Origin of the sequence: Chitinophaga sp. Cy-1792, assembly GCF_011752935.1 — a bacterium.
In the GTDB taxonomy this organism is placed as follows: domain Bacteria; phylum Bacteroidota; class Bacteroidia; order Chitinophagales; family Chitinophagaceae; genus Chitinophaga.
In genome coordinates this window covers 2,479,863-2,498,004 of sequence record NZ_VWWO01000002.1, presented here as the reverse complement: position 1 = coordinate 2,498,004, position 18,142 = coordinate 2,479,863, and the positions used below count along the sequence as shown (strand labels likewise).

General features: G+C 43.1%; 16 protein-coding genes, 1 tRNA gene and 1 riboswitch. Of the genes, 12 read left to right on the top strand and 5 right to left on the bottom strand.

Features of this window, described 5'->3' with window-relative positions; translation table 11 throughout:
* Positions 1–301: 301 nt before the first annotated feature.
* Entirely contained in the window at positions 302–2,503 is a 2,202-nt protein-coding gene (locus tag F3J22_RS24245) for a radical SAM protein (RefSeq protein WP_167020509.1), read from the top strand.
* A gap of 111 nt (positions 2,504–2,614) precedes the next feature.
* Here F3J22_RS24245 and F3J22_RS24240 read toward each other — a convergent pair whose 3' ends face one another.
* Together F3J22_RS24240 and F3J22_RS24235 are read right to left on the bottom strand one after the other, a co-directional pair.
* On the bottom strand, positions 2,615–3,331 hold the full coding sequence (locus tag F3J22_RS24240; protein WP_240155156.1) for a YdeI/OmpD-associated family protein: 717 nt from the start codon (positions 3,329–3,331) through the stop codon (positions 2,615–2,617).
* 34 nt (positions 3,332–3,365) lie between these two features.
* Complete coding sequence (locus F3J22_RS24235; protein WP_167020508.1) at positions 3,366–3,884, bottom strand: DUF2314 domain-containing protein; 519 nt, start codon at positions 3,882–3,884, stop codon at positions 3,366–3,368.
* Between the two features lie 249 nt (positions 3,885–4,133).
* Here F3J22_RS24235 and F3J22_RS24230 point away from each other — a divergent pair, with 249 nt between their 5' ends.
* The 4 genes from F3J22_RS24230 (at position 4,134) to ybaK (ending at position 6,996) form a co-directional block, all read left to right on the top strand.
* Complete coding sequence (locus tag F3J22_RS24230) at positions 4,134–4,916, top strand: ABC transporter ATP-binding protein (protein WP_167020507.1); 783 nt, start codon at positions 4,134–4,136, stop codon at positions 4,914–4,916.
* 12 nt (positions 4,917–4,928) lie between these two features.
* The gene (locus F3J22_RS24225) at positions 4,929–5,678 is read left to right on the top strand and encodes an ABC transporter permease (protein ID WP_167020506.1); all 750 of its coding nucleotides are present in this window, start codon (positions 4,929–4,931) and stop codon (positions 5,676–5,678) included.
* Between the two features lie 182 nt (positions 5,679–5,860).
* Entirely contained in the window at positions 5,861–6,445 is a 585-nt protein-coding gene (locus tag F3J22_RS24220) for a hypothetical protein (RefSeq protein WP_167020505.1), read from the top strand.
* A gap of 71 nt (positions 6,446–6,516) precedes the next feature.
* Positions 6,517–6,996, top strand: coding sequence for a Cys-tRNA(Pro) deacylase (ybaK, locus tag F3J22_RS24215; protein ID WP_167020504.1), 480 nt, complete (start codon positions 6,517–6,519; stop codon positions 6,994–6,996).
* 9 nt (positions 6,997–7,005) lie between these two features.
* Here ybaK and F3J22_RS24210 read toward each other — a convergent pair whose 3' ends face one another.
* Entirely contained in the window at positions 7,006–7,725 is a 720-nt protein-coding gene (locus tag F3J22_RS24210; protein ID WP_167020503.1) for a DUF2625 domain-containing protein, read from the bottom strand.
* 146 nt (positions 7,726–7,871) lie between these two features.
* Between F3J22_RS24210 and F3J22_RS24205 the strand changes: the two genes are divergently transcribed.
* The 6 genes from F3J22_RS24205 (at position 7,872) to F3J22_RS24175 (ending at position 13,336) form a co-directional block, all read left to right on the top strand.
* Positions 7,872–7,955 (top strand) — tRNA-Leu (locus tag F3J22_RS24205).
* 412 nt (positions 7,956–8,367) lie between these two features.
* Positions 8,368–8,550: riboswitch (cobalamin riboswitch) on the top strand.
* Positions 8,551–8,721: 171 nt separating this feature from the next.
* Positions 8,722–8,919, top strand: coding sequence for a hypothetical protein (locus tag F3J22_RS24195; protein WP_167020502.1), 198 nt, complete (start codon positions 8,722–8,724; stop codon positions 8,917–8,919).
* 54 nt (positions 8,920–8,973) lie between these two features.
* A complete protein-coding gene (locus tag F3J22_RS24190; protein ID WP_167020501.1) occupies positions 8,974–10,026 on the top strand; it encodes a DUF1852 domain-containing protein in 1,053 nt (350 codons plus the stop codon).
* Between the two features lie 24 nt (positions 10,027–10,050).
* Positions 10,051–11,082, top strand: a complete 1,032-nt coding sequence (locus tag F3J22_RS24185; protein ID WP_167020500.1) for a methionine synthase — start codon at positions 10,051–10,053, stop codon at positions 11,080–11,082.
* A gap of 101 nt (positions 11,083–11,183) precedes the next feature.
* Positions 11,184–12,176 carry a bile acid:sodium symporter family protein gene (locus F3J22_RS24180; protein ID WP_167020499.1) on the top strand — a complete coding sequence of 331 codons (993 nt, stop codon included), beginning with the start codon at positions 11,184–11,186 and terminating at the stop codon, positions 12,174–12,176.
* Entirely contained in the window at positions 12,173–13,336 is a 1,164-nt protein-coding gene (locus F3J22_RS24175; protein ID WP_370459458.1) for an alkene reductase, read from the top strand. Before F3J22_RS24180 ends, F3J22_RS24175 begins: the two co-directional genes overlap by 4 nt.
* Before the next feature lie 203 nt (positions 13,337–13,539).
* Here F3J22_RS24175 and F3J22_RS24170 read toward each other — a convergent pair whose 3' ends face one another.
* A complete protein-coding gene (locus F3J22_RS24170) occupies positions 13,540–14,811 on the bottom strand; it encodes a dienelactone hydrolase family protein (RefSeq protein WP_167020497.1) in 1,272 nt (423 codons plus the stop codon).
* 553 nt (positions 14,812–15,364) lie between these two features.
* On the bottom strand, positions 15,365–16,228 hold the full coding sequence (locus F3J22_RS24165) for a hypothetical protein (protein ID WP_167020496.1): 864 nt from the start codon (positions 16,226–16,228) through the stop codon (positions 15,365–15,367).
* 673 nt (positions 16,229–16,901) lie between these two features.
* Here F3J22_RS24165 and F3J22_RS24160 point away from each other — a divergent pair.
* Positions 16,902–17,768: a hypothetical protein gene (locus tag F3J22_RS24160; RefSeq protein WP_167020495.1), complete on the top strand. Its 867-nt coding sequence runs from the start codon at positions 16,902–16,904 to the stop codon at positions 17,766–17,768.
* Positions 17,769–18,142: the final 374 nt, after the last annotated feature.

Genomic DNA, 18,142 nt, shown 5'->3' with positions numbered 1-18,142 from the left:
AATGCCGGATACCAGGGGATGGCTGCCTACAGCTTAGCAGCAACAATATGGACGGTATGTAACAGCAAAGTACATCATAATATTTCCGTGTTTTACGACCGGGAGAATGCAGCCTTGGTGGGTGATGATGCGCCGCGGTTATTTGATGGTGGTAAAACAAAGATAGTGGGGGCTGGATTAATTTCCAAATAAAACCCTATAAAAATTGTAGACTAATTGTAAGATGTAGTACAGTATTAGATTTGAAAGGAATTTTAAATGCGGATGGGTTGTCGTACCTTTGCGGTTTAAAACACCTGGTTTGAGTAAGACAGTCTATTTAATAACACCACCATTTACACAGCTGAACACGCCATACCCGGCTACAGCCTACCTGAAAGGATTTCTGAACACCAAGGAAATCAGTGCCTTTCAGTCTGACCTGGGCATAGAAGTAACACTGGCGCTGTTTTCCAGACAGGGGTTACAGCAACTATTTACTAAAATTAATACCGAACCTCCTGCCGCGGTATCGGAGAATTGCGCCCGTATTATCGCATTGCAGGATGACTATATCAATACCATAGACGCCGTTATTTCCTTTCTGCAGGGCAAAAATCCTACTATTGCCCACCTGATCGTGAAACGCGACTATCTCCCGGAAGCCTCCCGTTTCAAACAACTGGACGATCTGGACTGGGCATTCGGCTCCATGGGCAACCAGGACAGGGCTAAACATCTGGCTACTATGTACCTGGAGGACCTGTCAGACCTGATCATGGAATGTGTGGATGCACATTTTGGCTTCAGCAGATATGCGGAGAAGCTCAGCCGTTCGGCCAACAGCTTCGATGAGCTGTATGATAACCTCAATGCGCCCTATACATTTGTGGATCAGCTCCTCATCCAGCTGCTTCATCAGCATATGGAAGCGGTACAGCCGCAGCTGGTCTGCATTTCTGTGCCTTTCCCGGGCAACCTCTATGCCGGGCTGCGTTGCGGACAATATATCAAACAACATTTCCCGCAGGCTAAAATAGCCATGGGCGGTGGTTTTCCAAATACAGAACTGCGCTCACTTTCCGATGCGCGGGTGTTTGAGTTTATCGACTTCATCACCCTCGACGATGGGGAAGCACCCATTGAAAACCTCATCCGTTACGTACAGGGAAGCATTGCGAAGGAAGAGCTGAAAAGGACTTTCCTGCTCCAGGACGGCAAGGTGACTTACATCAACAATACCAGCTGCCACGATTATAAGCAGAACCAGGTAGGAACGCCGGATTACAGTGATCTCCTGCTGAACGATTATATCTCCGCCATTGAAGTAGTGAACCCGATGCACAGCCTTTGGAGCGATGGGCGCTGGAATAAGCTCACCATGGCGCATGGCTGCTATTGGGGTAAATGTACCTTCTGTGATATCTCGCTCGATTATATCCGCGTATATGAGCCCATTGCGGCGTCTTTGCTGGCGGACCGTATGGAAGCCATCATTGCACAGACGGGGCAGACAGGTTTCCACTTTGTGGACGAGGCTGCGCCACCGGCGCTGATGCGTGCCCTGGCACTGGAAATTATCAAAAGAAAAATGAACGTCAGCTGGTGGACGAATGTCCGCTTTGAGAAAAGCTTCACCAGGGACCTGTGTGTATTGCTGAAAGCTTCCGGCTGCATAGCAGTTTCCGGCGGACTTGAAGTAGCATCAGACAGGCTGCTGGGGCTGATACAAAAGGGAATTACCGTAGCGCAGGTAGCGCGGGTAAACCGTCACTTTACAGAAGCCGGCATCATGGTACATGCCTACCTCATGTATGGCTTCCCTACGCAGACGGCGCAGGAAACCATCGATTCACTGGAAATGGTACGGCAGATGTTCCAGGCAGGTATCCTGCAATCGGCCTTCTGGCACCAGTTTACCATGACGGCACATAGTCCGGTAGGACTGGAGCCCGCCAAATTCATGGTGCAGAAGGAATCGGAGAGCACCGGCAGCTTTGCCAACAATGATATCATGCATATCGACCCTACCGGTGCGGACCATGAGACCTTCGCCTATGGTCTGAAGAAATCTTTACTGAATTATATGCATGGTGCCTGTTTCGACTATCCACTGAGTAAGTGGTTTGAGTTTAAGGTGCCGAAAACCAGTGTGGTGCCGGATTATATTACAAAGGCACTCCTGGAAGAAGAGCCGGGAACGGTGAAACCTACATCCAAGGTAGTATTTCTGGGTAAGCAGCCGAGTATTGAGATCGTTACCAAATCTAAAAAAGGGAATACCTGGGAAACGGCTTCACTGACGTTCCAGGGTAAGAAGGAAGCTTTTAATATCAAGGTAGATCCGCCACAGGGCAACTGGCTGGCCGGTATGCTGAAGGAGCTGGACGTTAATAACGCTAAAGTATATACGCTACAGCAGGTAAAAGAAAATTATGAAGCTGCCGGTCTGGAAGATTTTGAGTTGTTCTGGGATAATAAGCCGGTGAATACCTTGTATAAACTGGGGTTATTGAAGTTATAATATTATATTATGCGTTGGGAAGCCCCATCGCTCGCCGAAGGCGAGAGATGGGGCTTCCCGTTTTCCGCAGTGCCGAAGACACTGCGGAAAATGGGAAGGGGGATATAGCGGCTATTTCTTCAGATATTTCCAGTTCCTGATTTTTCCTTCCGCCATCCATTCTACGGCGGTGGAGATCCTGGATTCCCTGGTGGCAGTAGTTTTGGCTTCTGTTATCCAGGAGATATATTCTTTCTTGTTAGAATTACTGAAATCCTCAAATGTTTGCAGGGCGGCTTTATTCTTTTTAAGTGCCGCCATCAGGTCGTCAGGAGCTTCGGCGGGTGGTGCCGGCGCTTTGACTTTCTTCGGTGCTTTGGCGCCATCGTCTATCAGTCTGGCCGCTTCTTTCAGGTATTTCTCCAGTATTTTATCCTTTGGCAGGTCTTTTAGGGAGGTGATTTTCCCCAGATGCCCCATGGCCGTTTCTCCCGTAGGCGTGAGGATGTTATCAGGATCAGCCATCAGGGGAGCTTTCCAGATATTTACCGCACAATGCTGCTTGAAGGCGGCGATGCTGCAAAGGATGCTGCCATTGTGTTCGAAGTGCGGGAATCCCCATTTGATGGTTTCTGTTACTTCGGGAAATGCTTTGTGTACCAGTGCTCTGAAGTGCACAAGCACCAGTTGTGCAAAATCGGCGGCCTTTTCGATATAGGCGTCGATTCTGGCATCGTAGGTGCCTGTATTTTTAGATGAACCGCGGGTCGTTTTCGTTGTCATACAGTTGTAGCGTGCCCTTTTTATTTTAATGACAGGGGCGAGGTCCGGTTGTAAATTTAAGTGCATAAATGCAGCTTCCAACTTTTTTTCCGCGGTGCGATCAGGTCATTAATTTATAAGGTAGTAGCCGTAGTAGTTTCGTTTTTTGCCAGGCGCTGATGGTATTGAGTCCTTTGTGAATGGAGTAAGCGCCGGTCAGGTAGCCGTTTTCAATGATCATCCAGTCGGTGATGGCAGATACCGGCATGATAATTTTCTCTTTTTTGCGGAAAGGTGCTAACCGGGTCCGGTTGGCGACGATGCCGGCAATATGGCCATGGTCATCGAAAGAGGGGTAGGTGATCCAGGTGTAGGCTTCGCGGCCTTTGCAGGCTACCCGTACTTTGACTGCAAACCCTTGCTGGTGAGGAGCTGGTGACAGCAATGAACTTTTGAAATAGGGTAAGGTACTGGCTACCCGATAGTGGATCCAGTCGGTATAAAGTGGATCTTCGGGTAATAGCAGGTGGCCGGCGTGGATTTCATCTGCCGGAAGGTCTAATGGTCTGTTGCCGGAGATTTTTGCAGAGAGATAAGACCAGCGGTGGTTTAAGGGAAACAGGAGTTTGGATAATACCATCAGGAGGTTAAGTTTTGGTTTATAATGTAATAGGTAATGTTGCGGGTATGGGGAAACAGGCTTATTTTTTTATATATACGAAGTCTTGTATGTTTTAGACTTTTTCGCCGATGGAAATTCGCCGGAATGCTGTTTTTACCGGTAACAATACTGTTTTGACCGAGTGTCCGGAAGTTTTCACCTTTTAGGCCGATGTCATCATTATATCGTGATATATATTTGTGTAACAATCAAACCTAATTCGCAACAATGAATTCTTTAGAGCAGGTTCCCATTTTGGATGTAGATCACATAAGCGTGTTCTATGGGCAGTTTCAGGCGGTAAAAGAAGTGACTTTTGATGTGCGGCCCGGAGAAATTTTCGGATTACTTGGTCCTAACGGCGCCGGGAAAACGAGTACGCTGAGTGCCATTGAAGGACTTATTAAACCGACAGCAGGTAAAATAAAGGTAGCTGGCTACGACAACGTTTCCCAGTCTCTTTATGCCCGTGCCAACATGGGAGTACAGCTGCAGGCCACCAGCTTTCAGCCGGAACTCACGATATCGGATATACTCCGTTTGTTTGCAGGAATATATGGTGTACGTCTGACAAAAGAAGAAGTACAACAGAAACTGGTAGAGATAAAGCTGGAAGATGCAGCGGAAAAGAAGTTTGGTCAGTTATCCGGTGGGCAACAGCAACGGGTATCTCTCCTGATCTCTACCATTCATAATCCTACACTGGTATTGCTGGATGAGCCTACGACAGGACTTGATCCGCAGTCGAGACGCCAGCTGTGGGAACGTATAGAAGCCATCCGTGAGCAGGGACATGGCGTACTGCTGACCACCCACAGTATGGAAGAAGCGGAGGCGGTATGTGACCGTATAGCCATCATTGATCATGGCAGGATAATAGCCATTGATACCCCTGACCGTCTGGTTGAATTGCACAGGAATGATCCGGAAGTGATCAGTGCTTCCAGGAAGGGAAGGATCACTTTGGAAGATGTATTTATTGGTTTAACCGGACGCGCTGTACGTTCATAAAATCCCTGTATGATGGAAACTAGAATTCCTGCAACAAAAGATGTTTTATCCGCATTGCTGCGTGCCGATTTCACCACTGTCTGGCGTAACCGTCGTTCCTTGCGACTGGTACTGCTGGTGCCTATAATTATCCTGGTATCCTGGAGGGGAGTGGTAGACAAGATAGGAGCTGTGGTGGTGTTGTCATCTGTCATTACCATTGGTCTTACGAGTATTGGCCTTATGGGGTATTCCAACAGTATGGCCCGCGACCGTGATAAGGGTGTGTTTCAGCGTCTGCGGGTCGCGCCGGTATCTTCCTGGACGATCATGTTCAGCAGATTGTCCGTACAGATTGCGCTCATTGCTGTAATGACCCTGCTGATTTTCGCAGTAGGATTTGGGGTAGATAAAATTGTGATCAGTACAGGAGGTTATGTCTTTGGTTTTCTGATGACATTGATAGCTGGCTGGTTGTACCTGGGATTGGGGCAGCTGATTGTTGGTTTGATCAAGAACCCTGATACGGTGAACTCGACGACGAGACTGGTGTACTTTGCCTTTATCATGATTGGCATGTTTGGTCAGTTTGGGGCTTTGGGAGAAAAGATGAAAGAAGTAGTGCAATGGTCGCCGTATGGTGTTGTACAGAAGGCTTTGGCAGGGAGTTTGCAACCTGGTTTATGGACGATGGACCATAGCATGGCCTTACTCGCCACCCTTGGATATACAGTTGTGTTTGTGGGATTGGGTATTCAGAAATTCAAGTGGGATAACAAATAAGCATAATCGCTCGTTTCATAATCAGGGTCCGCAGGTTTACCACCTGCGGACTTTTCTGTTTCAGGTAGATAAAGTTATCAGGATTTTCGTAATTTAGTGTAGCCGTGCCCGATATTGATATTTATTGAAGATGTTTTTCTGCCTGACACAATCTGGATCATCAACCTTAAATCCCTTATAAAATGAGTAAGAAACCCCTTCTCCGCTTTTTGGCGGTATGTATTGCTGTAGCTTTCATGTATTCCTGTAGTAAAGAAGGCCCTGCGGGTCCTGCCGGTGCTACCGGTGCTGCGGGTGCGAATGGTACCAACGGAACCAATGGAACAAATGGCGCTAAAGGAGATACTGGTGTTGCCAATGTTATATACTCCGCCTGGTTGGACGTGAAATATCAACCGGATACTGTTACGAAATCTAGTGGGGAATTTGATACCATTGGTTATTATAGTGTTATCAATGTACCAAAACTGACTACCGCCTTGCTTTCCAATGCGGACGTCAAAGTTTATATTAACACGAAAACACCGGATGCCCCTGTGATCGCTCCATTACCGTATGTAGGGTTAACAGGTGTGAACCTCAGCTTTGTGGCATATGCCGGGGCTATTCAGCTTTATTCCAACGGAGACATCAGTACTTATACTAATAGCGGTAAGAAGTATTATCAGTATCGCTATGTATTAATTCCAGGAGGAGTGGGAGCGCGTCAGTCGGTAGACTGGAATGACTATGCTACAGTGAAAGCTTACCTGGGGCTGAAAGACTAGTAACATCCGCATGATATTAGTAAACGGTTTCTACTGAGTAGAGACCGTTTTTTTATGCGTAAATTGCGTGTATGCAAGTGAATAAAACCAATGCCGCCAGAATACTTGATACGCTGCATATTGCATATGAGCTGATCACCTATGAGGTGGATGAAGAGGATTTGAGTGCTACACATATGGCTGCTGTAGCGGGTTTGCCGATTGACCAGGTGTTTAAGACAATTTTGTTACAGGGAGATAAGACAGGATATCTTGTTTGTGTAGTAGCGGGTAATATGGAGATAGATCTGAAAAAAGCAGCGGCAGCATCCGGAAATAAGCGGGTGGAACCAGTGCCGGTGAGTCAGCTGTTATCTCTTACAGGGTATATCCGTGGTGGTTGTTCACCGATAGGGATGAAGAAGCCGTACCCGGTTTTCATAGACGAATATGCGGAGTTGTATGATGAAATTTATGTGAGTGCCGGGAAGCGCGGTATGCAATTCAAAATAGCACCCGCAGACCTGGTGAGGGCTGTAGATGCTACGGTCGCAGGGGTTTCGGCGGAATAATGCTGGTTGTTATTTCGCCGGTTTAGCGCTGATTAATTGTTGGATAATATCGTAGGTGAAAGTCCATTGTTCTTCTACAGGTACGCTTTTGCGGTGTACTTTATTAATATCGCTGCCTTCTTTAGTATAAAGCATGGGGTAGCAGTTGATCACTTCATCGCCGGTCATAGTGGCAATTTCCTTTTCCCAGTTTTTCCATCGCAGGTCTTTGTAGAAGGCCTGGAGATCGCCGCAGAAGAAAGATACGATGAGTTGGGAGTAGGTAAGATCCAGGGCTTCCCACTGCAGGGTAGCGGGATCGAGGTAATAAGCTTTGCCGGCATCTTTACCCAGGCCGCCGCCATTGATGGCATAGTAGCCGCCGATGGCATCATCCGCTACGAGGATGTAACCGGTGTTTTGTCCGGTGTTATCGAAAGTTTTATTGGCATTCCATGTATGTAGGGTTCTTTTCATTTTCGCATTTCCGGAGCCCAGGATCCTGATCCATCCGTGGTCTACGAGAATACCTCCGCTGTTGAGGATGATAGCTCCCATGGGAGACCTGGTTGTTACCTGTGCATGGAGCAGTGTTTCGTTGGCCTGTGATGGTGTTGCATTCAGTACTTCTACCTGGTTGGAAGCATTTTTTATCCATTCCTGCACGAGGGGCCACGCCGGCTCTGTGGTGTTGATCAATTGTTCGAGTGAGCGTTTGGGAGCTTGCGCTGCAGCGTTGTTGATGGTCATGGTAAGTAGTGATAAAGCAAAAATTATAGAGCGGTACAGCATACAGTTACGTTGGTGCGTGCAAGTTAGTTCGTGAATTTTTCAAAAAATATTTTGAAAATTAAAATAGCTGCTTATCTTTGCAGCCCTGAAACACAAAATCAGTTGCCCAGATGGCGAAATTGGTAGACGCACTGTGTTCAGGTCGCAGCGCCTGCAAGGGTGTGCTGGTTCGAATCCAGTTCTGGGCACTAGAGGCTTTGTAAGTGATCTACTTACAAAGCCTTTTTTTATTTAGGCATGTTTGTTTTCCATATCTTTTTACGCTTTCTCTCACTATTTCCGACACATAATTGACACATCAGATGACACACTTAATCATTGGCGGGGAGATTACATTTAATTCAAGTCACCCTGTGCCACCAGCTCCTTGATCGTATGAATGGAGTTATTTACCAGTATTTTTAACAGCTTCAGATCGATCTCGTCCAATTGCTCCATAGCATAATTTACTTTTTGAAGCTCCAAAAATACTACTCAACAGCATAATTATCCAAAATAAATGACTTTTACAGAAATTCTGGTTGAATTATGGATGATTGTGCAGTTTTTATAACTGTTTTTATACCTTTGCGACGAGTAAATTACTCTGGTTCTTCACATATTTCAACGATCGGGAAAGGTTTTACTTAGCGGTGAATTAATAGGGAATCGTGTGCAAATCACGAGCTGTCGCGCAACTGTAAGTAACACAAAAAGCTTTACCAACAATGGTCACTGCGCAAGCGGGAAGGCCGGTAAAAGCCGTTACAAGTCAGGATACCTGCCTTTTCTTGATTGGTCGATACTTCCGCGAAAGAGGTTATCGGACAGATCAACGTATATTCTATGGTACCCAACATTACTGGTTAGGTGTGCCTTAGGCGGTCGTACGCCATTCTCTCCACTTTTTCCGCAAGCATTCTGAATTATCGAGGAACTTTTAAATGATTATTAACCATTTAAAAAGTTAACAGCATGCCAACGCAAAACCTGGGTCACCCGCGCATAGGTGGCCAAAGACAATTAAACAAAGCAAGCAAAAACTATTTGGCTGGCAAGATCGATCTGAACGAACTGAATCAGGTAGCAGGAAAGATCAGGCAACCGGATGCAGGCATCGCCCTCGTCGCCGGAAACCAAAGTCGCTTTGATCAATATGGTGACTGCTGCTAAAGAAGCACGCGAAAAGATCAGCGTAGAAGGAACGGTTTAATTGACAATCATAAAATGAAAGCGATCGTATCAGAAGATCCGGGAATAAACGAAAACAAATACATGCAAGATATCCAGCATACCATCAAGAATGATTTTGTGTTCACGCTAAAGAGCACTTGTTTAGATGAAAATTATCACCCCTCAAGTCAAACGCGTTTGACAACCAATTTTGCAAACCTGGCCAGAGGAGTTGATCGCCAGCAAAACTTACGTAATGCCTTGAATATGATTAACAATAGATTCAATGCATTGGCTCATTTGGATAATCCCAAAGCTGATCGTTACCATGTAGAACTTGAAATCATCACAGTAACGATGAGTATTGATGATAAAAATGGTATTAACGATCTGCCGTTGATCGAAGTTTTAAAAACGAATATTTTTGACCGTAAGACTAACCAGCGCATCGAAGGTATTGCCGGCAATAATTATTCATCCTATGTTCGTGATTATGATTTCAGTATTTTATTGATCGAGCATAATAAAAATCAATCTAATTTTTGTATTCCTGAAAATTTTGGTGATTTACACGGAAAACTTTATAAGTCCTTTGTGAGTTCAACTACTTATAAAGATCACTTTAAGATGTCACCGATAATTTGTCTAAGTGTATCTAGCAACAAAACTTATACTCGTACTGAGCATCAGCATCCTGTTCTGGGTTTTGAGTATCTGCAGGATCAGTATTCTATCACGGATGAATATTTCTCTAAAATGGGTTTGAAAGTTCGTTTTTTCATGCCTCCGAACAGTGCGGCACCGATGGCTTTTTATCATTCCGGAGATCTGCTTGCTGATTATACGGATCTTGGACTGATCAGCTCAATCAGCACGATGGAGACTTTCCAGAAGATTTATCGCCCTGAAATTTACAATGCAAATTCAGCGGCCGGAAAAATCTATCAACCTAGCCTTAAACACGAAGATTATTCACTGACTCGCGTGGTATATGACCGCGAAGAGCGTAGCCGACTGGCAGTAGAACAGGGTAAATATGCTGAAGAGTATTTCATCAAGCCTTACAAAAGCGTATTAGAACAGTGGTCTGCCAATTTCGCGTTTTAATTATACAACTCCTTAATATATTTTATGACAAAAAGATTATTGCCCACCTCGATCGTAGGAAGTTTGCCTAAACCAGCCTGGCTTGCACCACCTGAAAAATTATGGTCACCCTGGAAATTAGAAGGCGATCAGTTACTGGAAGGAAAACAAGATGCTTTACGTATCTCTTTGCAGGAGCAGCAATTGGCAGGGGTGGATATCATTAGTGACGGTGAGCAAACGCGCCAACATTTCGTAACCACTTTTATTGAGCATTTAAGCGGGGTGGATTTTGAAAATCGTAAGATCGTAAAGATCCGCGACCGTTATGATGCGAGTGTGCCTATGGTTGTAGGTGAGGTTACACGTCAAAAAGCAGTTTTTGTTGAAGATGCCCGGTTTTTACGTAAACAGACAGATAAACCTATAAAATGGGCATTGCCCGGGCCGATGACCATGGTTGATACCTTGTACGATGCCCATTATAAAAGCAGAGAAAAACTGGCCTGGGAGTTTGCGAAAGCACTCAATGAAGAAGCCAGAGCATTGCAAGATGCGGGGGTAGATATTATCCAATTTGATGAACCTGCATTTAATGTTTTCTTTGATGAAGTAAACGATTGGGGTATGGCCGCATTAGAAAGAGCCATTGAAGGGCTACACTGCGAAACCGCAATACATGTTTGCTATGGTTACGGAATACAAGCCAATACTGATTGGAAAAAGACATTGGGATCAGAGTGGCGTCAATACGAAGAGATCTTTCCTAAAATTCAAACTTCCAATATTGATATCGTGTCGTTAGAATGCCACAACTCCAACGTGCCCTTACATTTAATTGAACTTGTTCGTGGAAAGAAAGTAATGGTTGGTGCAATTGATGTGGCATCAAACACAATCGAAACACCCGAAGAAGTAGCTGATACCCTACGCAAAACGCTTGAATTCGTTGATATCAAAGATCTTTACCCTAGTACGAATTGTGGTATGGCTCCTTTGTCCCGAAGCGTAGCAAGAGGTAAGTTAAGTGCTTTAAGCGCAGGAGCAGAGATCATAAGGAAAGAATTTGGGATGTAGCCCAATTTATAAGACGTCTCCCCGAGTTACAGTTTTAGGAAAACTTCCTTAACCGTCAAATTGACTTTTAAAATTATAAACTAACATATCATAAGATCATATTGAAGAAGTTATTAGAAGTATTAAAAAAGGCAGGTTTTGACGGCTTCCTGTTAATGATAGGTACCATGATCCTGCTGGCCTATATTTTGCCGCAGCCAGGCATGGCCAAAGAACCTGTTTCGCTGGAAGAGATTGCTAACGCAGGCGTGTCGTTGATTTTCTTTTTTTATGGTTTGAGACTGAGTATTGAAAAACTAAAATCCGGGCTTGCCAACTGGAAAATGCACATTATTGTCCAGTTGACAACCTTTTTGTTTTTTCCGCTTATCGTTTTGGCATTCCGCCCCTTATTCGTTAACACTGACCTTGAATTGCTTTGGTTGGGTATATTTTTTCTGGCAGCGTTACCATCTACTGTTTCCTCTTCGGTGGTGATGGTTTCCATCGCCAAGGGCAACATTCCCGCAGCCATTTTCAATGCGAGCATTTCAAGTTTAGTCGGAGTAGTGGTTACGCCGATCTGGATTGGGCTGTTCATCGCTTCTGCAACAGGCCATTTTGATGTCACTAATATCGTAGTGAAGTTAGCTTTTCAAGTCTTGTTGCCTGTGATTCTTGGCATCTGCCTCAACTCCCGTTTTGGCGCTTTTGCCGAAAAGCACAAAAAACGACTCAAATATTTCGATCAGGCAGTTATACTCACCATCATTTATACGTCGTTTTGTAAGTCCTTCTCCCAACATCTTTTTGAAGGCTTCACCACTCTTGAACTTGCCGGGCTCGCGGTAGGAATGATGGCCTTGTTTTTTGTTGTATTTCTTTGCGTTGGACTATTCAGTCGCTTGTTTGGCTTTTCAGATGAGGATCGTATTACTGTCTTATTTTGTGGATCTAAGAAGTCATTGGTACACGGCACGGTCATGTCAAAAGTGCTTTTTCAGTACAGTACCATCACGGGCATCGTATTGTTGCCGCTCATGCTTTACCATGCCTTGCAATTGATTGCTGCCAGCATCATTGCGCAACGTATGGCCCGACGAAAAGAAGCATGATTTTTATTTATGGCCTGTGCCCATATTGGAGATCCTTTTCAGTACAGGATCTCCAATATGGGGCTAAAAACAGCAATATGAAGCTTTTAGAAAAAATACAGTTAGGCAGCATCAGCCTAAAAAATAGAATGGCAATGGCAGCGATGACCAGAGGCCGTACAGACATCAATGGCCTGGTGGGTGATATGACAGTAGAATACTATGCCCAAAGGGCAAGTGCAGGTTTGCTTTTTACCGAGTCCATCAGGATCAGTGAAGAAGCTACCGGCAGCCCGCTTACCCCGGGTATTTTCACGGATCAACAAATAGAAGCATGGAGGAAGGTTACAACGGCGGTACACAATAAAGGCGGTGTTATTATAGCCCAGCTTTGGCACACCGGTCGCATGGGACATTCTGCAGACAGGAACGGCAAGCTCCCTTTGGGGCCATCTCCCTTACCTATCCGGGGTATGCAGCATTTTACCTCTCAGGGGAAGAAGGATTACGAGATACCGCAGGAAATAACGATTCCCGAAATCAGGCAGACGATAAAGGACTATGGCCAGGCAGCAAAAAATGCCATAGCGGCAGGGTTTGACGGGGTTGCACTTCACGCTGCCAATGGCTATCTGCCCAACCAGTTCTTAGCTGAAAGTGCCAATCAAAGAACGGATGATTATGGCGGCAACATCCCTAACAAAGCCCGCTTCGTAGTGGAAGTGATGGAGGAATTAATCAGTGTGGCGGGTAGCGAAAAGGTGGGTATAAAAATATCTCCTTTCCATTCCTATGGTGATATGGTACTGGACGACCCTGCCGCTACCTATACCTACCTGATCGAAAAACTGAACGAAATGGACTTTGCCTATGTGGAAATCATGAGGCGCAATGCCAATTTCCCTTCGCCTGAGCATTGCTCCGCTGACGACGAAATTGAATTGTTCGGCAGAAAGATCCGCCAGACAGTTATTGCTAATGCAGGGTATGACAAGGCTTCCGCTGAGGCAGAACTTGAAAAAGGCATTGCGAAGCTTATTTCTTTTGGCAGGCTATACATCGCAAACCCCGACCTGTCTGAACGATTTGAGAAAAATGCTACGCTTAGTGAGCCTGACAGGGCAACAATGTATGGGGGTGGGCAACATGGATATATTGATTATCCGTTTTGGAACAAATAAAGTTCCACACGATTAAAACGTCACTTATTTGACACAGATTATTTACAAACCAACGCATAACCAGCGGATTAAGATTCCTGTTCTGGGTGCCAAAATCCCCTGTAAGTCATCGATTTACAGGGGATTTTTCTTTTGTTAAACCCCGCTTTTTACCAGTGTTTTCCGCTTATTTTGGAAACGGTACAAAAGAAACTTTCATAAACCTATGGAACATTGATTGCAATCTGGTTAACGTAGACTATACTTCGATCGTGCGCTGATTTAAAATATGTCAGCATGTAGTTTTTGTCATATCCAACTTTATCATCAAATACTTTCGTACCATTAACGAATACAACAATAGGTTTACTAATATTTACAATATCAGGATTGATGGCAATTTCAAAAGATTTTACTCTTGATGTCTGTACATTAAATTCATTGCCTGAATGCTCACAGGTAATAGCAGCACCCGGCTCCTGCGCATAAAATAAAGGAGCATTGAAATTTTTCTCAACTTTATTGTATCCGTTGAAATTCAGCACTTTGGACCATGGCTTTGCTGGCAGAGATAAATTGAGGGAGGAAATATGTAAATAGTCACAGCCAGTATTAGCCATATCAGTTTGCCAGTAGATTTTATTCCTGCCGGCTGATCTGGTATATTTGTCCATATAAACCAGGGAGTTGGGGTAATCTATCTCAAGATGGTGATCATAATGTTTATAACCTTTATATAATTTGTATTCCGCCTTTCCTCCAACAGATTTAAGTGCCTGTATGGCCGATTCCATATCCTGGTTTGGATTGATGTTGTCCTCGTCAGTATTAACCAGGTAAGGAACTGTATTTACTACATTATGCAGATAGATGTTGTTAAATATAACGCTTATACTACCATTATAACTTACGCAGCCGGCAAATGGGGTAGGGTCAAGCGCCTGGAAGCTGACAGCTGCCCTTCCTCCGTCAGAATGGCCATAAGCGAATACCCGCTGGTCATCTACATTAAAACGAGCTTTGGTAAATATTATCTGCGAAGCAAGAACGGGATATACGCTGTTATTTATGGCCCAGTTAAAATTAACTTCCTTGCCAGCCAGGGGTACCAGGATAATATATTTGTTTTCCTTCATTAGTCTTGAAAAAAGCAAATCATCTTCAATATACGGCTGTGCTGCCATTGAAAATGAGAATTGACCGGCAGCTCCATGCAGGTACATTATCATTGGATATTTATTCCTGGGATTATATCCTTTTGGTACATATACCTTGAATGGTACTGCGCCGAATTTATCAGTAGGGATTTTAAACAGAAATACCTGCTCCCCCGCAGTAGGGAGCCTGAAACTATTATACCCTTTAATCGCCTTGTAAACATCTTCTGGCGATCGATGTTGCATCGAAGACACAAAATCAGCCATATCCTGCTCAGAAGACAGGCCGTTAGATATTTGCAATAGTTGTTGTTCTCCGGATTTTTGACTGTCGGACATATTATTTCGCTTCTCAGATGTTGCCACTATAGTATTAGTAGATTGGGCAAAAACATGCTCAAAGCAAAAAACTGCTGCAATTAGATAAAAGATGGTTTTCATCATAACGTGGAGGATTATTATTTAAATAACAATGTATTAAATAGGCCTGATATTGTGTATATTTTTTCGATGTTTTCAACTGATGTTCGTATAATGGTTAGCGGGGAATTTGATCAGCCAAGACTTTATTCATCACAAAACGAAAATTAAAATGTAATCGATAAATTTCTTAATGTTTTCAAGTGTCAATGCGATTACTAAAAGGGCAATCATTCTGGATAATACTGGCACATCTCAAATATATTGGCTCACAGGCGGCAACCGCAGAAACGAACGGGCGATCAATAATATGCGAATCCAGTTCCGGGCACTAGAAAAGGTTGCCTCTACTGAGTAGAGACAACCTTTTTAATTTTTTCAAGTGTCAATTTTCACGTTTTCTCTCGCTATTGCTGACACACTAATTTGTTCAACATTTACAGGAATGCTGTAATTTAAGTGATGCAGAATATTAGCTCCGCGCGCCTTGTTCATAAAAGTTGTTAAAAATAATACGGTGCAGCCGTTTCGGAGAAACGCCGCCATTGGTTTTATTTCTGCCATGCATCCATATCCGGTCATGAAGCATATATCCTTGTCCTTTATTTAATTTGATATTGAATTTATGTTTATCAATTACCTGCTTTAATTTTTCAGACCAGGTATTATCTGCATCATATAGCAGGCTAAAAAATTCTTCATAATTATCCTGCCTGATATCTGTATAAATCAGCTCCTTAATTCTGAGGGTAACCTTTTTTGGCAAAGCGCTTACCTGCGGAAAAACCTGCTCAAATAAATCGTCGAGTCTTAAAAAAGCTGATGCCCCACTCTTATCTTTTGGCACACTTTCATATACATTGAACAGAATTTTTGGAATATACAGATCGCAGTGCATAGGGAAATCACTTTCTGTTTTTCCAGATGTCAGCGGCGAATACAATGCTCCCATTTTATCATTAGTAATCTGCGTTAACGTAGACCTAAACAGCGCAAATAAAAAATGAAATAACCTGGCATTAATCTTATTATCTATCAGATCTGAAAAAAAGATGATCCTCTCACCTGGATTAAAGTGATATAGTGCGTATGCAAAATTCCAGAAATCATGCAAAAAGGACTTGTCTAATCTGGAGAGCGGTACAGAGAAACTGTAATTATATGCTTTATACTTTTTCAGGTAAATAAAATCTACTTCTTTTATCTTTTTCAACTGTGTATCAAAATGCTTATAATCATTTCTAAAATTGTCACTCCAGGTCAACCAGGTAAGATTATTCACATTTGAAAGCTTTTTATGGTCGCCCTTAGGCTCAATTTCTTTAAAAAGTATCATAAATGGTATGTATTGGGGTTAGTGAAGATTATTCTGTAGGATAGCCAGGCTTGCAGTTTTTCCAGTTTAATTTAGAACGTATAAAGCGTTTTTTTGTTTTATAATATTCATTTTTTTTGTCCCATATAGGAACTCCTCCAGGAGCCAATTGTTCTTCTGATAACCCAAAGTCATTTATAAGACAATCGTCCATCCACTTTATGCTATCACATTCGTTCCTATCTTCAAAGAACACGCATAAAATATTGTTCGTAAAAAAAAGCAAATAAAGGAGTGGATTAATATTTTTAGAACAAATTCTTAGGTAGAAATCAGCGTTTAATTAAAACAAATACATATATTTATATAACAATGCTTTGCCCTGCAAACGAAGATCACAGCGATTTTATCTAGTTATCCCGTATGTAGCCTGATAGATAATAGATTATTTTATTAAAAAAAGTTACCCCTGGAATCATTTCCCCCAAAGCGGAAATACGATGATAGATGGGGGGGAGACAGTGTACAATTAAAATTAAAAGTTCAGTTAACTGCATTGATACCACGATTGCATTTACAACCCGACCCAATGACGCATAGACTGTAGCAGGAAATTTCCGAAGAATTATTTTAGTCCGTCGATACCATCGTTCGTATCATGATATCTTTTATCCACCAAATCCAAATCAATATCATGAAAAGTTATGCCCTTTTACTGCTAACGGCAGTTTTGCTTGTCGCATGTTCCAAAAACAATCCGGAAGCCCAATTAGAAACCCTTAAAAAGGGGACTTCCAGCGTTGCGGCTGTCACCACTCAAAGTAACTGTACTGAAGTTTTTTTTATACCCGGCGGCTCCAGCCTGGGGAGTCCCAATATTTTGACGATTAATGGTACGCCTTACCAGGTAAGGGTAAATTTCATTGATTTTTCCAATGTAACACCTGTTAATGGCGCCTATAAGGTATTTTCAAATTGTAATATTCCCAACCCTCAGGACCCTGTTAAGTTAAGATCAGATTCATTGGTAAATGACCTTGCCAACGCATTGGATAAAATATTTAAAGGGCCAGCCCCTCAGCCAGTTCCTCCAACAATTAGTGAAGCTGCTTATATGAATGCCTTTGGTACTACGCCATATGTTGGGGATGGGGCAGCGTTTGTCAGCAAACTTTACAATACTTATATTGCCCTGGATCCTAAGGTTCCAAAATTACCTGCTGAAAATGCATTGTTTACTGCTACAATGGTGGTAGCCAGTCCATATTTCAAAAAAGTCAAATTAGATTACCTGGTAGAAGAAATGAAAGATGAAGCAGTTTGTATTGTTTGCTTCTACGTTAGACAGGAACTGAATCTTAAGACTGGTAAAATAGAAGATATGGCAAAAATTACTTTAATTGATGGCAGAGCTTCGGCCCCTGGTAGTAATGGTTCCGGTGATCCGGCTTATTCCTTAGCTGTTGCATCTGCAAATGGCCCTACATCTATAAATAACTTTTTTAGTGGTCAGAGTGCTAAAGCTTTCTTTTACAAGTTCAGTCCCATTCCAAGAACATAATAAGTCAATTAATAAGTGGATGTATTAAAGGTAAATTCAAGCACCTGAAATTTGATATTTAAAAATTTTATCCATCAGGTATACAAATAAAGAGCGGCTAAATCATGCTTGTGATATAGCCGCCCTTGTCCGGCACGAACCTTAGCACCATTCACAAGTTATTTGTTTGAACTTGTCAAGAAGGCCGAAATCTGCCTTCTGAGATGGGATTACTGTGTTAATGAAGCAGAAACGTATACACATCACCGTATGTTATCAATATATTTGTATTATTAAATACTATCAACGCTCTTGAAGTAGTATTTTCATAAATTATCGTGATATATTGGATAGTGATACTTCTCTTTTTTTGAGAAAGTGGAAATGAAATGCTA

What these genes read in the sequence shown, in the direction of transcription:
- F3J22_RS24190 (WP_167020501.1), top strand. Translation starts at nt 8,974, where the DNA reads ATGAAAGCGATCGTATCAGAAGATCCGGGAATAAACGAAAACAAATAC.
- F3J22_RS24185 (WP_167020500.1), top strand. Translation starts at nt 10,051, where the DNA reads ATGACAAAAAGATTATTGCCCACCTCGATCGTAGGAAGTTTGCCTAAA.
- ybaK (WP_167020504.1), top strand. Translation starts at nt 6,517, where the DNA reads ATGCAAGTGAATAAAACCAATGCCGCCAGAATACTTGATACGCTGCAT.
- F3J22_RS24240 (WP_240155156.1), bottom strand. Translation starts at nt 3,331, where the DNA reads ATGCACTTAAATTTACAACCGGACCTCGCCCCTGTCATTAAAATAAAA.
- F3J22_RS24220 (WP_167020505.1), top strand. Translation starts at nt 5,861, where the DNA reads ATGAGTAAGAAACCCCTTCTCCGCTTTTTGGCGGTATGTATTGCTGTA.
- F3J22_RS24170 (WP_167020497.1), bottom strand. Translation starts at nt 14,811, where the DNA reads ATGTCCGACAGTCAAAAATCCGGAGAACAACAACTATTGCAAATATCT.
- F3J22_RS24235 (WP_167020508.1), bottom strand. Translation starts at nt 3,884, where the DNA reads ATGGTATTATCCAAACTCCTGTTTCCCTTAAACCACCGCTGGTCTTAT.
- F3J22_RS24225 (WP_167020506.1), top strand. Translation starts at nt 4,929, where the DNA reads ATGGAAACTAGAATTCCTGCAACAAAAGATGTTTTATCCGCATTGCTG.
- F3J22_RS24165 (WP_167020496.1), bottom strand. Translation starts at nt 16,228, where the DNA reads ATGATACTTTTTAAAGAAATTGAGCCTAAGGGCGACCATAAAAAGCTT.
- F3J22_RS24230 (WP_167020507.1), top strand. Translation starts at nt 4,134, where the DNA reads ATGAATTCTTTAGAGCAGGTTCCCATTTTGGATGTAGATCACATAAGC.
- F3J22_RS24175 (WP_370459458.1), top strand. Translation starts at nt 12,173, where the DNA reads ATGATTTTTATTTATGGCCTGTGCCCATATTGGAGATCCTTTTCAGTA.
- F3J22_RS24160 (WP_167020495.1), top strand. Translation starts at nt 16,902, where the DNA reads ATGAAAAGTTATGCCCTTTTACTGCTAACGGCAGTTTTGCTTGTCGCA.
- F3J22_RS24195 (WP_167020502.1), top strand. Translation starts at nt 8,722, where the DNA reads ATGCCAACGCAAAACCTGGGTCACCCGCGCATAGGTGGCCAAAGACAA.
- F3J22_RS24210 (WP_167020503.1), bottom strand. Translation starts at nt 7,725, where the DNA reads ATGACCATCAACAACGCTGCAGCGCAAGCTCCCAAACGCTCACTCGAA.